Source organism: Gordonia zhaorongruii, assembly GCF_007559005.1.
In the GTDB taxonomy this organism is placed as follows: Bacteria; Actinomycetota; Actinomycetes; order Mycobacteriales; family Mycobacteriaceae; genus Gordonia; species Gordonia zhaorongruii.
The window spans coordinates 2,786,438-2,806,197 of the sequence record NZ_CP041763.1; the positions used below are offsets into that span (position 1 = coordinate 2,786,438).

The 19,760-nt window shown below is 66.7% G+C and carries 8 protein-coding genes; 4 read left to right on the plus strand and 4 right to left on the minus strand.

Annotated features, from left to right (window positions below):
- Window positions 1-6: 6 nt before the first annotated feature.
- The 4 genes from FO044_RS12965 to FO044_RS12980 all read right to left on the minus strand — a co-directional run bounded on the left by FO044_RS12965 (window position 7) and on the right by FO044_RS12980 (window position 5,022).
- Window positions 7-1,437, minus strand: a complete 1,431-nt coding sequence (locus FO044_RS12965) for a sensor histidine kinase (protein ID WP_244945820.1) — start codon at window positions 1,435-1,437, stop codon at window positions 7-9.
- A gap of 32 nt (window positions 1,438-1,469) precedes the next feature.
- Window positions 1,470-2,180, minus strand: coding sequence for a response regulator transcription factor (locus tag FO044_RS12970; RefSeq protein ID WP_143965785.1), 711 nt, complete (start codon window positions 2,178-2,180; stop codon window positions 1,470-1,472).
- An 86-nt stretch (window positions 2,181-2,266) separates the two neighbouring features.
- Window positions 2,267-3,457 carry a winged helix DNA-binding domain-containing protein gene (locus FO044_RS12975; protein WP_143965786.1) on the minus strand — a complete coding sequence of 397 codons (1,191 nt, stop codon included), beginning with the start codon at window positions 3,455-3,457 and terminating at the stop codon, window positions 2,267-2,269.
- Entirely contained in the window at window positions 3,454-5,022 is a 1,569-nt protein-coding gene (locus FO044_RS12980) for a carboxylesterase/lipase family protein (protein WP_186290553.1), read from the minus strand. Before FO044_RS12980 ends, FO044_RS12975 begins: the two co-directional genes overlap by 4 nt.
- Before the next feature lie 71 nt (window positions 5,023-5,093).
- On the opposite strand from FO044_RS12980, the gene FO044_RS12985 reads away from it, so the two are divergent.
- The 4 genes from FO044_RS12985 (at window position 5,094) to FO044_RS13000 (ending at window position 19,754) form a co-directional block, all read left to right on the plus strand.
- On the plus strand, window positions 5,094-5,570 hold the full coding sequence (locus tag FO044_RS12985; protein ID WP_143965788.1) for a GyrI-like domain-containing protein: 477 nt from the start codon (window positions 5,094-5,096) through the stop codon (window positions 5,568-5,570).
- 214 nt (window positions 5,571-5,784) lie between these two features.
- A complete protein-coding gene (locus FO044_RS12990) occupies window positions 5,785-8,676 on the plus strand; it encodes a DEAD/DEAH box helicase (protein WP_244945766.1) in 2,892 nt (963 codons plus the stop codon).
- 66 nt (window positions 8,677-8,742) lie between these two features.
- Window positions 8,743-13,347, plus strand: coding sequence for a DNA methyltransferase (locus tag FO044_RS12995; RefSeq protein WP_143965789.1), 4,605 nt, complete (start codon window positions 8,743-8,745; stop codon window positions 13,345-13,347).
- Complete coding sequence (locus tag FO044_RS13000) at window positions 13,344-19,754, plus strand: DEAD/DEAH box helicase (protein WP_143965790.1); 6,411 nt, start codon at window positions 13,344-13,346, stop codon at window positions 19,752-19,754. Before FO044_RS12995 ends, FO044_RS13000 begins: the two co-directional genes overlap by 4 nt.
- Window positions 19,755-19,760: the final 6 nt, after the last annotated feature.

The window sequence follows — 19,760 nt, forward strand, 5'->3', positions numbered from 1 at the left end:
CCGACCCTACTGCGACCCGGTGCCGCGCGGCAGCGCGAACCAGAAGCACGCGCCATCGCCCGGCTCCGAGTCGACACCGAACCGTCCGCCGTGTGCGGCGACGAGCGCTGCGACGATCGACAGACCGAGACCGCTGCCCGACGCCGAATCACCGCTCCGCTGCCGGGACGGATCACCACGGTAGAAGCGCTCGAAGACGTGCCGCTGCTCGTCGATCGCGATTCCGGGACCGGTATCGGCCACCTCGACGACCACCTCGCCGTCGTCGATCCGCGAGCGATCGATCCGCGAGCGCACGGTGATCGACGCATCGGGGCCGGTGTGCGCGATCGCGTTGCTGAGCAGGTTGCCCAGCACCTGCCGCAAGCGCGTGCGGTCGGCCACCACCTCAGCCGATCCCGCGTCGCCGTCCAACTCGATCTCGATCCAGCGGCCCCGTGCGGCCGCCCGCGCGGCCTCGACCGAGTCGACCAGCAACGGCAGCACCTCGATCGGAGACCTGGTGAGCGGTCGGTGCGCGTCGAGACGAGCCAGCGTGAGCAGGTCCTCCACGAGGAGCGTCATCCGGTCCGCTTCACCGGCGATGCGGCGTACCGCGTCGCCGGGATCGGGAGCGCCGCCGATGGCCATCAGGTCGGCGAAGCCCTTGATGGACGTGAGCGGCGTGCGCAACTCGTGCGACGCGTCGGCGACGAATCGCCGCATCTTCTCCTCAGACGCCCGGGCCTGCCGTTCGGACTCTGCGGTGGTGGCGAATGCGTCCTGAATCTGCGAGAGCATCGCGTTCACGGATACCCCGAGGCTGCCGACCTCGGTGTTCGGCGGACGCGCGGGCACACGTTGATGCAGATCGCCGCCGGCGATCGCCTGCGCGGTCTCCTCGACCCGTCGGAGTGGCCGCAGACTCGACCGCACCAGCACGTAACTCAGGACGCCGATGGCCACGAGCACGATGCACCCGACGCCGACCTGCAACCAGATGAGCCGGGTCATGGTGGCGTCGACGTCGTCGAGCGGAATCGCGACGACACTCGACTCGGCGCCGGCCACCCGCTTGATCACCCGCCACGACGGACCAGAACCCAGCGAGTCGACGGTACGAGGTTCCGCGGCGCCTTGCGGCAGCGACGACAGGTCCGGAGCCGAGTCGAAGTCGTTGAATGTGACGCTGAAGCCGTTCGGCCGCGTGGACGTCACGAAGTACTGCGACGGCGGCCGCCGCAGCCCGGGCGGTCCCGGGTCCGGATGATCCCGGTCGCCGTGCGGTCGCGCCCACCCGTTGACCGCCTCCGTCAGGCCGTCGTCGGTACGGGACATCAGATCGTTGTGCATCGCGGAGGTGACTGCGACACCCGACGTCACGAGTCCGGCGAACACGAGCAGGACGGTAGACACCACGAGCGTCACGCGGAGCGGCATCGCCCGCAGGCGGCCCATCAGCGTGGCCGGTGGCAGCGAGGTCCGGTTCGTCACGTGCGGGGCTCGCGCATCACGTATCCGACGCCACGCAGGGTGTGGATCAGCCGGACCGGGCCGGTGTCGATCTTGCGACGCAGATACGAGACGTACGACTCGACGACGTTCACGTCACCGCCGAAGTCGTAGTTCCACACGTGGTCGAGGATTCGCGGCTTGGACAGCACGGTGCCGGCGTTGACCATGAAGTACCGCAGCAGGGTGAACTCGGTCGGCGACAACTGCACCAGCTCACCGGCTTTGACCACCTCGTGCGTCTCCTCATCCAGTTCGAGGTCGGCGAAGATCAGGCGCGGCGATTCCGCTTTCTCGGGTCCTTCGCCACTCCGACGGAGCAGCACCCCGAGCCGCGCGACCACTTCTTCCAGACTGAACGGCTTGGTCACGTAGTCGTCGCCGCCGATGGTGAGCCCGTTGATCCTGTCCTCGACGGAGTCCCGCGCGGACAGGAACAGCGCGGGCGCCGTGATCCCGTCGGCGCGGAGCCTGCGGAGCAGGCCGAACCCGTCCATGCCGGGCATCATCACGTCCAGGACCAGCACGTCAGGCTTGAACGTGCGCGCGATGTCGATGGCCCGCGGACCGTCCGCCGCCGCCTGCACCTCGTGTCCCTGGAACTTCAGGGACACGGACAGGAGCTCCCGGATGTTCTCCTCATCGTCGACGACGAGGACCTTGGCCGGCTTGGCGGCGCTCGCACTCATGGAGATCATGATGCTCGCCGATCCTCTGTCATCGCTGGCGGACCGCTGGGAGCTTCCTGTGAACCCTGACCAGGGGACGACCCCGTTCAGGCGACCGGACCCCCGCGCCTCATCATCGGCGAGGCGAACAGCCCCTGCGTCAGCCGCACCTCACCGAGCCAGGCAGTCAGCTCGGCGGCTCGTTCATCGAGGGCCCGACGCGCCCGGACGGAGAGTTCCTCGAGGGCGTGCACCTCCACACCGCCCTCGCCCTGCACCCATCCCCCGACGATCCGCCCGTCCCACCAAGCGGTCTGCCCGCCGTTGCCGTTGGCATCGAACAGATGCGGGACGTGCGCGGGGTCGAGGTAGAAGCCGCGCTCCTTCCAGCCCATCGTCGTCGGATCCAGTCCGGGAAGCAGCAGTGCACGCGGTTCGACGGATTCCACCGGGTCGGTGTCGTCGGCCATCAGGTAGCCGACCGCACCCGAGTCCAGATCGCATTCGACGACGTCGAGATCGGCGAGTGCCGCGCGCACCGCGGTCTTGGTGGATCCGAGCCACCACTGCACGTCGGTCTCGGTGCCGGGACCGAACGACCGCAGCCAGCGTTCCACCAGGTCGCGATGCCCCGCTTCGGCGGTGACCGCCGGAATCGGCGAACCCAACCACGACGGGGTCGAGGTCCACACGGGCTTGGACGCATGCCACTGCGCGAGGTTGTGGCTACGCACCACGTCACCTGCCGCGGCGAGGTGATTGAGCAGGCGAGGCAGCATGGGCGAGGGGCCGCCGTACTTCTTCCCCGCATCGCGCATGATCGCGATGTCGAAGCCGGGCAACCGAGCGCGCACCTGCGCCGCCGTGAGTTCGTCGTCATCGAGGATCGCCAGGACGGCTGCGCGCGCCGATGCGATCCAGCCCTCCGGGTCGGCGGGCCCGTCCTCCCGCCGCAGGTCGCGCAGCAGGTTGGTGCGCTCGGAGGACGCCACCCGGCTTCCGATCGCACCGACCGCGCCGGCCACGACGCGGCGGCTCATCACGAAGAGCGTGCGGCGCATCGCGAGTTGCTTCACCACACTGCGCTCGTCGTAGAGTGCGGCGTCCACATCTGCGGGGAGGAGTCCGCCGTTGCGTGCCCAGGCCGAGAGGTGGACGGTCGACGCGGTGGTCGCGTGCAGGCCGATCAGCGCATCGGCGATCTGCACGACGCTCGCATCGCCACGCCCGGTGAGGAGATGCCTGTGCTGGAACCTCGCCCGGCGTTCGCCGTCACCGACACGGCGTCGCGCATTCATCGGAAGCTCAGCACTTCCTCGCCCCACGCCTGGAGCATCACATCGTCGAGTCCCACCGCAGGACTGTCCTGCGCACCGATCCGCAGTGACGCATGCCGGTCCGGTGTGTACGGCTCCCACTCCACTCCCGCGGAGTCGCCGACCGTCGGGTTGGCCGTTGCCGCGAAGTTCAGCCACCGACGCTGCATCCGCCTGCACACCTCGTCGCCGGCTGGGCGGCCGCCGAGCCGGTACATCGGGTCCCGCTTCGACGACGACGGATTTCCCCAGACGTACGGAAGCTCGGTGGCGTGCGCCGCGCCGAAGCCGATGAACCGCAGCAGCGGTGTGGCCCAGTCGAACCGGTACAGATGCACCGACGCGCGGCGATTCTGCGATTCGGCGATCCACAGGGCAGGCATCCGGAATCCGATGTCACGGGAGATCGCCATGCTTCGCACGCGTGCCTTCACGTGCTGATACGACTCGTCGAGATGATCCGGCTCGGGCATCTCCAGATCGGGCTGCTCGGTCCCGATATGCGCGAACATCGCGTCGACGTGCTCGGATTTCACCGGCATCAACGGTGAGGCCATCCATTTGAAGAGCGATGTCTCGTGCCGGTTGGTCCCGATGAGCAGCGGCACCTTGTGCGCGCGGCCCGACTCGAAGATTCGGAGCGGATCATCGGGGATGAGATCGCCGTCGACCACCGGCGCCTGACCGATGGTGCCGGGGAAATCGCGGGGCACGGAGAGGAAGACCTCCTGCGAACCGGTGACCAGTGCACCCGTCGGGATATCGCGCAGATTGTCCAGCCCGACGCGGTCGATGGGCATCTTGTCGAGCAGGAGGTCGGCGTACCGCGCGCCGCGGTCGCCGCCGTACACCGAGGTGGCCGGCGAGCTCTGCGCGATGGCCCGATGGATCAGGCCCTTGGCCGAGGGCATCGTGAGCAGCGTGGTCACCACGCCCCCGCCTGCCGATTCGCCGAAGACCGTGACATTGCCGGGGTCTCCCCCGAAGGCCTCGACATTGCCGTTCACCCAGCGCAGTGACGCCACGACATCCGACATCCCGCAGTTCGCCTGGAACACGTCGTCACCGTCGGACCAGCCGGAGAAGTCGGTGAACCCGAACGCGCCCAACCGGTAGTTGACGGTGACGATGATCGTCGGCGTCCCCGCCTCGATCGACGTGCTGATCAACGATCCCGGGTCGTAGATCGGCTGGCCTCCCGAGCCGCACAGGTAGGCGCCGCCGTGAATCCACACCATCACCGGCAGCTTGCCGCCGCGCAGCGCCGCACCGTGGGGCGTCGCGACGTTCAGGTAGAGGCAGTCCTCTTCCTGCCTGCCGCCTTCTTCGAGCTCGACCACCTGCATCACCGGTTGCGGGCACGCGGGACCGAAGCGGTCCGCAGGGATCACCTCGGTGTGCACCGCAGGTTCCCTGGCGTGCCGCCAGCGCAGTTCCCCGACGGGCGGCTGCGCGTACGGCACGCCCCGCCATGCGTCGTACTCCGCCGTCCTGACTCCGCGCAGCGGGCCGTAGCGGGTATCGACGACGAGGTCGGAATCAGTCACAGCCCCATTGTGCAAGAAGATGCCCGCAGTGCGCAGTGCGAGCGCTTCGCCGGAGTACGTACGCTCGCAGCATGACTTCCGGTGTTCCCCTCTACTTCGGCGACGACGCGTTCCTGCACGCAACCGAGGTGTCATTACCCGCCGACATACTGGTCGCCACCAAGCACTTCCCCGACGTGACTCTGGACGATCTGCCCGAGCTCTTCGACGAGTCGTTCGAGATACTCGCCCAGGCCGGGCCGGTCGGCCCCGCCTTCGCGCAGTACATCGGCGATCCCACCGACGTCTTCGATCTGACGATCGGATTCCCCGTCGCAGCTCCCACCGATGTGGAGGACACCGAGACCGGCCTGTTCCCCGGTGGGTCTGCCCTCATCATGAGTCACATCGGCGGCTTCGACGGGCTCGGATCGGCCTGGGACTCGCTCATGGAACTGCACTTCGCGCGCGGTGGCGCGCAGCCCCGCGCCACCCTGGAGATCTACGCGACCGATCCGTCCGGGACCCCGCAAGAGGACCTGCGCACAGACCTGATCATCCTGTACTGATCGAGGCGCGAAGCCGAGCAGCCAGACCGCATCCCTCCGTCCGGTAACGCCGCATTCACCGCGTCCGACTGCTATGTGTGAGAGGCATTGCAACAGAACGGATCATCCCGGCAAGCGGGACGTGAAGTTTCGCATACCCGAAAACCGGCAGACGTCGTAGTCGGGTTCTAATATCTGCGAGGTTGTTGCCCACATCACGAACGGAGGCAGGACGTTGTCAACCACGCAGGTGGACGCCCTTAGCGAGATCCCATTCGCGCCCGGAGTCACCGTCCTCGTTCGCGATGAGGAATGGCTCATCACCTCAGTCGAGCGCGCAGCAGCCGAATCCGTCGCCGAGAGGACGCCGTACCTCATCCGCGTCCGCGGCATCAGCCGCTATGTCCGCGACACCACGGCGTCCTTCTACACCGACCTCGACGACGTGACCGTGCTCGATCCTGCGGCGTCGACGGTTGTCGCCGACCCCTCCCCGCATTACCGTCGCAGCCGCCTGTTCCTCGAATCGACGTTGCGGCGCACGCCGACGCCGATCTACGACGAGGAGATCCAGGTCGCGGGCGAGATGCTGATGGACACGCTCGGATACCAGCTCTCCGCCGTCCGGAAGGCGCTGTCCAATCCAACGCTGCGTCCGCGCCTTCTGATCGCCGACGCCGTCGGACTCGGAAAGACACTCGAGATCGGGATGATCCTCGCCGAGCTGGTCCGTCGCGGACGCGGCGAGCGGATCCTGGTGGTCACTCCCCGCCACGTCCTCGAGCAGATGCAGCAGGAGTTGTGGTGTCGCTTCGCCCTGCCGCTGGTCCGGCTCGACTCCGTCGGTATCCAGAAGGTGCGGCAGAAGCTGCCGGCCACCCGTAACCCGTTCACTTACTTCCCACGCGTCATCGTCTCCATCGACACGCTCAAATCCGCCAAGTACCGGGCACAGCTCGAGAAGGTCCGCTGGGACGCCGTCGTCATCGACGAGGTCCACAATGCGACCAACTCGTCGACGCAGAACAATGAGCTCGCCCGCATCCTCGCCCCCACGACCGAGGCGCTTCTACTCGCGAGCGCGACCCCGCACAACGGTAGGCCCGAGAGCTTCGCCGAGCTACTGCGTCTCCTCGACCCGACCGTGGTCAAGCCCGATGGGTCGATCGCTCGCGACGACCTCGAGAAGCTCATCATCCGCAGGCACCGATATTCGGCCGAAGTGGCAGCCGAGGTCGGCGAGAAGTGGGCGGAGCGCGCGGAGCCGAACAACATCCTCGTCCCGGCGTCGCCGGAGGAGACGGCCCTTGCCCGCGAGATCCGTGATACCTGGACGCACCCCGAGGGTTCGCCGCCGTCCGGGGACAACGCCCTGTTCTCGTGGACGCTCGCCAAAGCTTTCCTCTCCTCACCCGCCGCACTCCTCGAGTCCGTCGCCAACCGCCGTGCCCGCGCGACCGGTCCACGGGAGATCGAGGCGCTCGACGAACTGCAGCGTCTCGCCGAGCAGATCACGCCCACCGCGAACGCCAAGTACCGGGAACTCCTGAGCTACCTCAAGCAGATCGGAGTAGGCCGCGGCAAGGCCATGCGCGCCGTGGTGTTCACCGAGCGAGTCGCCACCATCCACTGGCTGCAGGCACAGCTCGCGAAGGATCTGGGCTTCAAACCCGGTGCCGTGCGGGTGATGCACGGCGGACTGCCCGACCAGGAGCAGATGGAGCTCATCGACGCGTTCAAACGCGAGTCGAGTCCGGTGCGCGTGCTCGTCACCGGCGACGTCGCATCCGAGGGCGTCAACCTGCACCGTCAATGCCACCAACTCGTGCACTACGACATCCCGTGGTCGCTCATCCGCATCCAGCAGCGCAACGGTCGCGTGGACCGGTACGGCCAGGAGACCTCCCCCGTCATCACAACACTCCTTCTCGACCCGCCCGACGACGCCGCGCCCGGCGATCTGCACCTGCTGACCAAACTCATGGAGCGCGAGCATGAGGCGCACGCCCGGCTCGGCGATGTCGCGTCACTCATGGGCGAGCACAGCGAGGCGAAGGAGGAGGACGCCATCCGCAAGGTCCTGGCCCGCACCAAGAGCTTCGACGATGTGGTCAAGACTCCAGATCAGGTACGCGCTCAGGAGGGCGCCGATGCCGACGACCTCGCCATCGACGACATCGACGCATGGATCGAGTCGCTCAGCGCCGGGGTCGACGACGATTCCGGGCCGTCCGAGCCCACGTCGTTGCGTCGCCGCAGCTTCTATGATTCCGAGCTCGCCTACCTGGAAGATGCGCTCACTGAGGCCTACAACGACGATCCCCAGTTTCCACCTGCCCGCGGCGGTGTGGGGTGGCGTCGTAATGACAACAGCACGGCGCAGCTCGAACCGCCCGCCGATCTCGCCCGCCGGCTCGACCTGCTGCCGCAGGATTACGTCGCCGACCGGCAGGTCAAATCTGAACTCATGCTCGCCACGACCACCGCGCGCGGGGCCGCATCACTCGATGAGGCCCGCGAAGGCAGCTCCGAGTCCACGTGGCCCATCGCCCACTACCTCGGGCCGTTGCATCTTGTCTCGGAATGGGCTGCCGACCGCGCGCTGGCCGAACTCGGCCGCCAGGAGGTTCCCGCAGTCCGCGGGAACGTCGACCACCCGACGGTCCTGCTCATCGGCACCCTGATGAACAAACGCGGACAGGTCATCTCCCGCGCGTTCCAGGTGACGGAGTTCCATACTGCGGAATTCGCCACCGACCAGACCATCGAGGACCCGTACGAGTGGCTGCGCGTGATCGGTCTCTCGGCGTCGGCCACCAATCCCGGCCCCGTTGCCGATGCCGCCGAGCTCACCGAGCTCATCCCGCGCGCTGTGGCCACCGCACGCGCGAGCCTCGGATCGGTCTTCAACGCCGCGACGGTCGAAGCCGAAAGGCGCGTGAAAGAACTCCATGCCCGATCCGGCGAATGGGCGCTGCTCGCCGCGGAGGAGACCCAGACTTCAGGGATCCGCCGTCTCACCGATCGAGTCCGCGGTGAGGCGGAACTCGCCGACCAGCTCGCCCCCGAACAGAGTCTGGTCCGCCCGGTGCTCGTGGTGGTACCCCCGGGCACTCCCGCGCAGTAGCTGTCAGCCCCTCGCCGCCGCGCACCACGATGACACCAGCAACCTTCCGCTAAGGAGCCCGCCACCATGGCCACCGACACCGCCATCGTCAACGTCGACGAGTGGATCGGCGAGTACTACCTGACCACCGATGAGACCAAGGAGTCCTTCCGGGCCCAGGTCGCTGCGCTGGTCAAGGAATGGAAGAACGCGCCGGAGGGTGCGGTGTCGCCGCTGAGCCGCTTCACCGCTGCCCGTCAGGCTCTCGTGACGTCCCTTTCGCAATACGACGCGGAAGGTGCGGCCGCCGATGCCGACGCGGAGTCCGCCGCCGCGCGTCGCCTCGTGCGCGAGGCGCTGGGTTACGGAGAGCCGGTGGACTTCGTCTGGTCGCGCGGCGACGCCTCCTGGGAGGCGCCGGTCTGGTCGAGTGCCGGCGGCATGCTCTACCTGGAAGCCGATCCCGTCGACACAGTGGAGGATCTGCGGTCCGCTGGTCCGTGGGGCGAGGTCCGCACCGACGGCAAGCCGGTGGACGCTGTGCTCGGATCACTGATCGGCGAGCTGTTCCTCTCGGACACCCCACCCGCTTACATCACTGCCACCGCCGGGCGGTGGTTTCTTCTCGCCGAGCGCGAGTCCTGGCCGCTCGGCCGTTACCTCGCCGTGGATCTCCTTCTCGCGCTCGAACGCAACGACACGCGAGCGGGCGGCGAAGTGCAGCGAGTGGTGGCTGCCGCATCCCGGGAGTCCGTCGAGCAGCGCCCTGACGGGACCACCTGGTGGACACAGGTTCTCCAGGACTCCCGTGAGCACGCCGTCCGGGTGTCCGGTGCGCTCCGCGAGGCGATCCGTGAGTCCATCGAGATCATCGCCAACGACGTGCTCGCCCGGCGCATCGCGCAGGGCATGAGCAATGACGACATCGATGGCCAGGTCCTGGCCCGCGAGGCGTTGCGCTACCTCTACCGGGTCCTCTTCCTGCTCTTCGCCGAGGCCTCGCCGGAGCTGCACATCCTCCCGGTGGGGGCTACGGAGTACGACGACGGCTACGGACTCTCCCGGCTCCGCGATCACGTTCTGAACCCGCCCGCCACTCCAGCTGAGGAGAACGGCACCTACCTGTATGCGTCGCTCGCCCTGCTCTTCCGCAAGGTGGACGAGGGACATCACCCTGCAGACGACCCCGCCTCCGCGCCGGGTCTTGAGTTCAACGAGCTCTCCGCCGACCTGTTCTCGCACAACGCCACCCGCCACATCGACGAGGTTGGGCTCTCGAATCGGGCGATGCACGGGGTTCTCGAGAACCTGCTCATGACGCGGGAGCAGTCCGGCCGCGAGCGCGGGTTCATCTCGTACGCGACGCTCGGAGTCACCGAACTCGGCCAGGTGTACGAGGGCCTCATGTCGTATTCGGGCTTCATCGCCGATGAGGATCTCTGGGAGGTCGCCAAGGGCGGCGATGCGTCGAAGGGCTCGTGGGTCGTCGGACGCGACGACATGTTGGATTTCGCCAGCAACCTGGTGCGTCGCTTCAACCCGCGCACCGGCGAGAACGACCCGGTATGTCATTCGCGCGGCGCCTTCGTCTTCCGCCAGTCCTCCCGGGACCGGGAGCGCTCGGCGTCGTTCTACACCCCGCAGGTGATCTCCACGTTCGTCGTGGAGCAGGCACTTGCCGAGCTCGACGAGTCGGGGGCCATCAGCCAGGCCGAGGACATCCTCGATCTCACCATCTGCGAGCCCGCGATGGGTTCGGGCGCGTTCGCTGTGGAGGCCGTCCGGCAACTCGCCGAGCTGTATCTGGAGCGCCGTCAGCGCGAGCTCGGCGACGAGATCACGCCAGACGAGCGCACCGCCGAACTGCAGAAGGTCAAGGCCTATCTCGCGCTTCATCAGGTGTACGGGGTGGACCTCAACGCCACCGCGGTGGAGCTCGCCGAGATCGCGTTGTGGCTCGACACAATGACACCGGGCCTCAAGGCTCCGTGGTTCGGGCTTCACCTCAAGCGGGGCAACTCACTCCTCGGCTGCCGCCGCGCCACCTACTCCAGCGCTCAGGTGGCCAAGAAGGAGTGGCTCGTCGCCGAACCGATGGACGCGCCGCTCACCGGTCTCGCCGAATCCAACGACACCGATAAGGCCGACCCGCTGGTATTCGGACGCATCCACCACTTCCTCCTCCCCGCGGCCGGCTGGGGGTCGGCGTCGGATGCGAAGGAGCTCAAGCCCTATGCGGGCGACGAGCAGAAGGCGCTCAAGGAGTGGCGCAAGAAGATCACTCTGAAACCGAGCAAGGAGCAGATCAAGCGCCTCGAAGCGCTCAGCCGCCGAGTGGAGCGCCTCTGGCAGATCTCGCTGGTGAAGCTGCAGATCGCCGAGGACCAGGTGCGCAGGCAGATCGACGTCTACGGGGCCGAGGACCGATCACCGCGGAACCCGGTTTCCCGCGACCGAGTCGAAGCCTCGCTCGGCGACCCGAACGGCGCACTGCAGCGTCTCCGTCGCGCGATGGACGCCTGGTGCGCCATGTGGTTCTGGCCGCTCGACGGTTCGGATGTGCCGATTGCCCCCGAACTCGTCCGGCCGCCCAGCATCGACGACTGGATCGACGGGATGGAGGCCCTCCTCGGTCGCGCGTACGAGGACGAGCAGCGACGTGGAACGCGGCGGTCGGGAGAGGGGCAGATCCGTTTCGGCGGCGACATGTCGTGGGAGCAGATCGAGAACGCCGAGGAGTTCGACCGGATCCTCAGCCAGCCGATGACCGCCGGCCATCTGGTCCACCACCATCCGTGGTTCGCGGTGTGCGATCACATCGCCGAGCGGCAGGGCTTCTTTCACTGGGAGCTCGACTTCGCTCCGGTTTTCGCGCGCGGCGGCTTCTCGCTGCAGGTCGGTAACCCGCCGTGGGTCCGGCCGCGGACAGACGAGGATGCCCTGTGGGGCGAGTCAGATCCTTGGTGGATCCTCGCGCATAAGCCCACGCAGCCTCAGAAGAGCGCCCGCCGCGAACTGACCGCAGAGCGGCAGGGCGCCGTGAAGACAGTCGTCAACGGACTCCAGGAGACCGTCGTGACATCGAAGTTCCTGAACGACCAAGCGCAGTACCCGCTGCTGGCAGGTCAGCAGCCGGACCTCTATCGGGCGTTCATGCAGCGGTCGTGGCGCTCTGCCGCGGCCGACGGAATCGTCACCTTGATTCACCCTGAGTCGCACTTCACGGAGAAGGCGGCCGCTCCCCTGCGGCGATCCGCATACATGCGACTTCGGCGGCACTTCCAGTTCGTCAACGAGCTATCACTCTTTGACGTCCACGACCTGGTGCGATACGGAATTCATGTCTACGGGTCGCCGAACGCCGATCCGAACTTCCAGAATCTCACTGGCTTGTACCAGCCCAAGACTGCCTCCGACTCGTTCTCTCATGACGGACAAGGTTCCCTCCCCGGTTTCAAGGATGACAACAACAACTGGGACCTCCGCCCCCACCGCGACCGTATCCTCACCGTCGATCGGTCCACCCTCGAACTATGGGCGTCGATCCTCGAGGAACCTGACGTTCCGTGGCTCGATGCACGCATGGTGTATTCGGTAACTCGCGAAGCCGAGGGCGTCCTGCGGAAGCTCGCCGCAGCACCTCGTGTCAAGGAGCTCGGACTCCACTACTCCCGCGGATGGGACGAGACCATCGACAAGAAGAAGGGGTACTTCGACACGAAGTGGGCAGTACCCGAATCGTGGGACGACGTCATTTTGCAGGGACCGCACTTCGGTGTGGCGAACCCGTTCGCAAAGCAGCCCAACCCGACACTCAAGCACAACCAGGACTGGACCGAGATCGATCTCGAGGCCATCGACGAGGACTTCATTCCGGCGACGGCTTACCAGCCGAACCGAGAAGGGACAGATTACGACGCTGACTATTCACATTATTCTGATAATTCAGGGATTGAATATCGCGCAAATAAGTTCCCCAGGCTGGTGTGGAGAATGATGGCAGCAACAACGGGGTTTCGGACGCTTTACCCGTCCCTAATCCCTTCCGGGGCAGCACACGTCCACGGAGTTCAGAGTGCTGTACTTGATAATCCGTACGACCAGATCGCCACCGCCGGATCATTTTCATCGATTATTCTAGACTTTCAAATACGATCGACAGGAACGAGCAACATCTTCGGATCGTCGATAGATCGTCTACCGAATGTCTCTTGCGGAATAATTGGCAATCAAATTGGGACTCGATATCTCGCCCTCAATTGCCTTCATCGAGATTTTGTCCCCTTGATTATGGATTCGATCCCTGAGGGAACCAGCAAGGTGATTCCACTGCGGAGGGCTGAATCTCGCCGGCACGCACAAATCGAGATCGACGCTCTCGTCGCCCTCGGCCTAGGCGTCACCGCCGATGAACTCTGCATGATCTACCGCACCCAGTTCCCGGTGATGCGGCGATACGACATGGAGGATCTTTTCGACGCCAACGGCCGGATCGTGCCGAAGGACGTGGCCAAGTTGGAGAAGAAGCTCAAGCCCGGGACCGAGCTCAGCGAGGCTGATCGCACCTGGACCCACCCGCAGTCGGGCGTCGAGTACGTCTTCGAGTACCCGTTCCGCGCACTCGACCGCGAAGTCGACATGCGCGCCGCATACGCCAAGTTTCAGACAGCACTGGAGAACGGTGAGCTATGAGTGCACTCCTCCCAGTCCAGTCCGCATCGCAACTCCGCGACGGGATCAGCGAGTACCTGTCGACGACCTTCGCACTAGCCGACCGCCGCACACAGGCAGCGCTGGAGAAGTTCGTCTCGGATGGAGAGTCGAGCATGTTCCGCGGCCCCTATGTGCGCACGCGGATGCCGTTCGCGCCGGCCGGTATCGATCCGCTTGACGTGCTCAATTGGGCGCCAGCGGGTTTCACTCCCTACGGTCACCAGGCGGCAGCGTTCGAGCGTCTGAGCACCAAGCCCACGACCGACGGCGCCAATACCGCTGAGCCGACGCTCGTCGTCACCGGCACCGGCTCGGGCAAGACCGAAGCCTTCCTCCTGCCGATTCTCGATCACGCGAAACGTGAACGTGCCAAGGGGCATCGGGGAACCAAGGCACTGCTGCTCTACCCTATGAACGCTCTCGCCACGGACCAGGCCGAACGCCTCGCGCGAATGATCAGCGGCGACCCCGCACTGGCCGCGGTGACCGCGGGGATCTACACCGGTGACTACAGCGACGGTGGCCGGGCCACGGTGAGCGCCGATGGGATCATCACCGACCGGCGCACCATGCAGGACGATCCCCCCGACCTGCTGATCACCAACTACAAGATGCTCGACCAGCTCCTGCTACGCGAGAAGGACGCCGACATCTGGAAGCTGTCTGCCGACTCGCTGCAGTACGTGGTCCTCGACGAGTTCCACACGTACGACGGCGCGCAGGGCACTGACGTCGCGCTCCTGCTGCGGCGTCTCGGGATGACTCTCGCGCGGCATCGCGGCGACTCGGGTTCCGATACAGCCACGGCCTACCCACTCGGAGACATCACTCCGGTCGCCACCTCGGCGACCCTCGGCGACGACGGCGACACCAGCGCCGTGCGGGAGTTTGCCGAGACCGTCTTCGGGCGGCCGTTCGGACCAGATTCGGTGATCACCGAGTCACGCGAGACCGTCGAGCGATGGGCCGGGCCGGCACGCCGGTGGATCAGCGACTTCGCCGGCATCCGCAATATCCGCTTGGCGGTCGAGCGTGCCCGCGAGGACGCCGGCGAGCACGCAGATCCGGCCGAGGCTATCTACCGGGTGGTGTGCGACCAGGTTCTCGGACTCGGCAACGGATCGCACGACGTGCGTCGCGCAGCCGATGCGGCGAGAGAGAACGAACTCGTCCAGGAGATCTACTCGTGCACTGCGCAAGCGCTGAGTCTGCACGATCTGGCCGAGCGGGTTCTTCCCGTCGAGTTCGCGTCCGATGCATCCGAGACCGAGGCCTTCGTCGGGTCGGTACTTGGAGCTCTGGGGCACATCCGCGCCGCCATCACCGCCGACGATCCATGGGCCGGCCGTCAGATCCCGAGCATCGAGGCGCACCTGTGGGTTCGCGAGCTCTCGCGTATCGACAGGTCGGTCACGACGGGTGGAATCGAGTTCCGGTGGCACGACGACGGCCCGGCCGGGCTCGGAGTGTCCGATGAAGCCGAACACCCGGACTTCGCGGCGCAGCATCTCCCCGCGATCTTCTGCCGAAACTGCGGGCGAGCCGGGTGGATGACAGCCTACGAGCCGGGGACCACCCGGCCGGAGTTCGCACCGGCCAAGATCCGTCAGCTGTCGATCAACGACAAGTCGGCCGTGCGCGCACTGATCTCCGCCGATCAGGAAGTGCAGTCGGCACGCGAGAACGAGATCCCGCTCTCGGAGACGCGCTCGGCGGACTCATCGTCGACCGCACTGAGGTGGCTCGATTCCATGGCCGAGAGCTTCTCCGAAGCAGACGCCGTCGACCTCCTGGACGTGCCCGAGGGAACGGTCCCCGTGCTCATGCACTCGGGACTGGACGCGAAGAAGAACGCCGAGAACCAGAGCTGCCCGGCATGCGATTCGCGGGATTCCATCCGGTACATCGGCTCGGCGGTCGCCACCCTGCTGTCGGTGGCGCTGTCGAACATGTTCGGCACCACCGGTCTCGACGCCGACGACAAGAAGGCTCTGGTATTCGCCGACTCGGTGCAGGACGCGTCGCACCGCGCCGGGTTCGTCCAGGCACGCTCGCATTCGTTCTCCCTGCGCACCGCGGTGACCTCGGTGCTCGGCGACGACGAGCTGGCGCTCGACGACCTCGCCGACGGCCTGCGGTCTGCGGCGTTCTCGCCCGTGGAGCGTTACCACCTGCTCCACCCCTCGATCGCCGATCGCGATACCTTCCGCCCATTCTGGGACCCCAAGGCCACGACCAAGGCGCGCAACGCCGCGGTACGCCGGGTGGACGACCGTCTCCGCTTCGACATGTGCCTCGAATTCGGTCTGCGATCGGCTCTCGGCCGGACTCTCGCGCTCACCGGAACGGCCGTTGCATCGGTTTCCGTCGGCGACGCCGATCTCGCCCAGATCGCGCGCGACGCCTGGGAATCGACGTCGGTGGAAGGTGCCCTGTCCGAATCGGATGCCGACGCCAACACCCTCGCAGCATGGGCCCGCGTTGTCCTCGAGCGCATCCGCCAGCGCGGCGGAATCTTGCATCCGTGGCTCACCTCGTACGTCGAGGACGACGGGAACACTTACCACCTCTGGAACAGCCGCGTGAAGTCGAAGGGGATTCCCGGGTTCCCCATCGGCGGCGCCCCGGCGTTCCCGCGGGTCGGTCCGGCGCTGCCCGATACCAGGTTCATCCGCGGAACCGATGCGGTCGCGAGCCGTCGGTCCTGGTATGCACGGTGGACCTCGCAGCACCTTCTGGTCACCACTGACTCGGCGCAGCGCCTGGTCAAGGCACTACTCGAACGGCTCGCCTCAGCCGATGTGCTCATCGCCGTGCCGACCAGGAGCGGAGGCGTCTCCTACGGGTTGGACATCGGGCAGGTCATCGCGCTCGCCGAGACCGATCCCGGCGAACTGCGATGCGCGACGTGCCACAGCGCCACCCCGGTCCCGCGTACCGTCCGTGAATCTCTGCTCGGGGTGCCGTGCCTCAACGTCGACTGCGGTGGACGGCTCGAACCGAAGCCTATAGCGGACAACTACTACCGGAGCCTGTACCAAGCCTCCGACTCACGCGCGGTGGTCTCCCGCGAGCACACGAGTCTCCTCGACACCAAGGTCCGGGCCGAACTAGAGCGGCAGTTCAAGACGAGTTCGGACCAGCCGGGGGCTCCCAACGTGCTCGTCGCGACACCGACCCTCGAGATGGGCATCGACATCGGCGATCTGTCGTCGGTGATGCTCTCGTCGCTGCCGCGCACCGTGGCGAGCTACGTCCAGCGCGTCGGCCGCGCCGGGCGTCTCACGGGGAACTCGCTCGTCGTCGCGCTCCTGCAGGGCCGTGGACAGACCCTGCCGACGGTCCAGGACCCGCTGTCGATGATCAACGGATCGGTGCGCCCACCGGCGGCATTCCTGTCGGCCGCCGAGATCCTCCGGCGTCAGTTCATCGCACACACCGTCGGCAGCGCGATGCTCGACGGCACGCTGCCCGAGGTGCGCACCGCCCGCGATGTGTTCGCCTCGCACCAAAACTCGCTGATCAATGTGCTCCGCACCGAAGCGCAGACTCATAACGCGCACTGGCTCGACGAGTTCCTCACGACGCTCGATGGACAGGTCAGCCCGCACGCCGCTGCCGACCTGCGCGAATGGGCACTCGGCACGAGCACCGAGCAGACCTTCGACTCAGCACTCGCGCTCGCCTCCGACCGGTGGCGAGCCGAGCGTGAGCAGATCATCCACCGCCTCGATGCCCTCGACGCGGTACTGCCCGCCCTCAAGGAGCGCGTGGACAGCGCAGCAGCGACGGAACAGGACACCGAGAGCTACCGGTCGGCGGTATCGGCGCGCAAGACGCTCGCCATCCGGAGCGCGGAGCTGGCGAACGATCCGTGGATCTCGGCCCTCGAACGCTACGGCCTTCTACCCAGCTACCGGCTCCTCGACGACAACGTGGCGCTCGAGGCCTCGATTCAGGCTCAGGATCCGGACAAGAACTTCGAGTGGGACACCACCAAGAAGACCATCGAGCGTGGACTGTCGTCGGCATTGACCGAGTTCGCGCCGGGCAACTCGTTCTATGTGGACCGGATGCGCATCAAGATCGACTCCGTCGACCTGGGGGCCGGCGGCGAGGGCATCGAGCAGTGGCGCGTGTGCGCGGCATGCAGCCACGCAGAGACCGTCGTCTCGGACGGTTCGACGTCCGCTGCCGCCTGCCCGTCGTGCAAGGACGCCTCCTTCGCTGACATGAGCCAGCTGATCGACGTGGTGCCACTCCGCAAAGTCTCCGCCGACGTCAAGCGCGACGTGGACACCATCGACGAGCGCGACGACCAGCGGCACTCGCGCCGCTACTCCATCGCGCACACGATGTCGTACCAGGACCAGGACGTCGCCGCGAGGTGGTATGTACGCGAGTCCGGATTCGGTGCTCTCTACCTGCGCCGGACTGAGATCCGCTGGATCAACCTGGGGTACGGCCAGGGTTCGTCGGCCACCATCGGCGGTGAGAAGTTCACGGCTCCCCTCTTCCGGCTCTGCGAGTACTGCGGTCACCGCGACATCGGCGGCGTTGGCACCAACACGCGCGGCGACCATCGCCCGTGGTGCCCGCACGCAGCGGGCGACTCCGAGCACAACCGAGCGCTCGCGCTCGGTCGCACCCTGCGGACCGAGGGCGTGGTCCTGAACCTGCCATCGGGGATCTCCGGATTCGATTCGATGACGGTTCCCAGCCTCAGCGCGGCCCTTAAGCTCGGCTTCCGGGCGGTTCTCGGCGGCGACCCCGATCACCTCGACGTGGCGACCGTCAACGTCGCGCAGCCGAGTGGCGTGGCACCGGCCCTGCTCCTGCACGACACGATCCCCGGCGGCACCGGTTACCTCGCGGATTTCGCGACACCCGAGCGTGTCTGGGCGCTCCTGCACGCTGCCTGGGAGGCCGTGCGCGCTTGCCCGTGCGCGGGTGAGGACCGGCTGGCGTGCCCCCGCTGCCTCCTCCCACACACATCGCCCGGCATGTTCGACAGCACATCCCGAGAGGTCGCCGAAGGCGTGCTTTACCGCCTTCTCGGTGGTACCGGGTCCGACGACGCCGACTCCCCTGCCTTCTCCGCATGGTCGATCACGAGTGCCCCTCCCGTCGACGTGGAATCGAATCTGGAAGCGCTCTTTCGCACCCGGTTCAGCAATCTGCTCACGTCTGCGGGAGCCACGGTCACCACGGTGCCGAACGGCCTCTACTCCAAGCTGCGCATCTATCTCCCCCAGACCGACGTGCAGTGGGATCTCGAAGCTCAGGTGGACATCAACGACGGCGCCGTCAAAACACGGCCCGACTTCGTTCTCCGCCGGACCGACGGCGGACCGCGCAAGTTCGCGATCTACACCGACGGCTTCGCCTACCACGCGACTCCCGAACACAACCGGGTAGCGGACGACGCACTCAAACGATCGGGGCTCCGCGATCACGGCTGGATTCCATGGGCCATCACCTATGCCGATGTCACGAGCACGAACGGCGCCGCTGACGCTCCAGAGAAGGCCTCGTGGTTCACGAAGCGGGCCGCGCTCGCGATCGCGAAGCACGAGGGCGTTGCGTTCGACCTCGTCGAAGCCGCAGCAGGCAACCACGTGAATCTCCTCGTCCAGTTGATCCAGCAGGAACCCAAGACGCTGAATCTCGCTGCCAGTGCCGCACGGCGGGTGGGTAACGCGGTGACGACCTTGCTGTACGCCACCGGACTCGACACCGACGGGAAGCGGACGCTCGATCACGGCTGGGCCCGGTTCCACGTAGCGGGCGATTTCCGGAAGGCGGGCACACTGACCGCCGCCCTGCGCATCGACTCATCCGCCACCGCAGTGGAATCGAGCAGCTACCGTACCGACTGGGCGTGGTGGCTCGGCATCTCGAACGTTCTCTCGCTCCGCGAGGAGCCCGCGCTGACCGCCATCGAGGCGGTCGACGGGCTCGGTGCTGCAGGGTCGGCAGACATCGCCGCCGACGGAGTCGTATCCGGAGAGGCGCCCGGCGAACCTGTCACCGCCGCACCTCCGCACGCCGGCGAGGCGTCTCCGCAGTCGCACCCGCCACTCAGCGAGGAGTGGCAAGAGGTGCTGTCGGACTACGACGAGACCGCGGACGATCCCGACGATGTGCTGGAGGCCAAACTGGTCCGGCTGCTCGGCGAGGCCGGCCTGCCGCTACCCGACCTCGGTGAGGAGTTCGACGGCGAACCCGCGGTCGCGAGCTGGCCGGAAGCGAGAATTGCGATATTCCTGTCAGACCCGAGCGATAACGTGCACAGCATCACAGACCAGGGTTGGGCATTGTTCGACGGCTCTGCACCCGATGTTCTCGACCGCGTGAGCGCCGCGCTCACACAAGAATCGGAGTAGGAGCCG

What these genes read in the sequence shown, in the direction of transcription:
- FO044_RS12965 (WP_244945820.1), bottom strand. Translation starts at nt 1,437, where the DNA reads ATGGGCCGCCTGCGGGCGATGCCGCTCCGCGTGACGCTCGTGGTGTCT.
- FO044_RS12970 (WP_143965785.1), bottom strand. Translation starts at nt 2,180, where the DNA reads ATGAGTGCGAGCGCCGCCAAGCCGGCCAAGGTCCTCGTCGTCGACGAT.
- FO044_RS12975 (WP_143965786.1), bottom strand. Translation starts at nt 3,457, where the DNA reads ATGAATGCGCGACGCCGTGTCGGTGACGGCGAACGCCGGGCGAGGTTC.
- FO044_RS12985 (WP_143965788.1), top strand. Translation starts at nt 5,094, where the DNA reads ATGACTTCCGGTGTTCCCCTCTACTTCGGCGACGACGCGTTCCTGCAC.
- FO044_RS12995 (WP_143965789.1), top strand. Translation starts at nt 8,743, where the DNA reads ATGGCCACCGACACCGCCATCGTCAACGTCGACGAGTGGATCGGCGAG.
- FO044_RS13000 (WP_143965790.1), top strand. Translation starts at nt 13,344, where the DNA reads ATGAGTGCACTCCTCCCAGTCCAGTCCGCATCGCAACTCCGCGACGGG.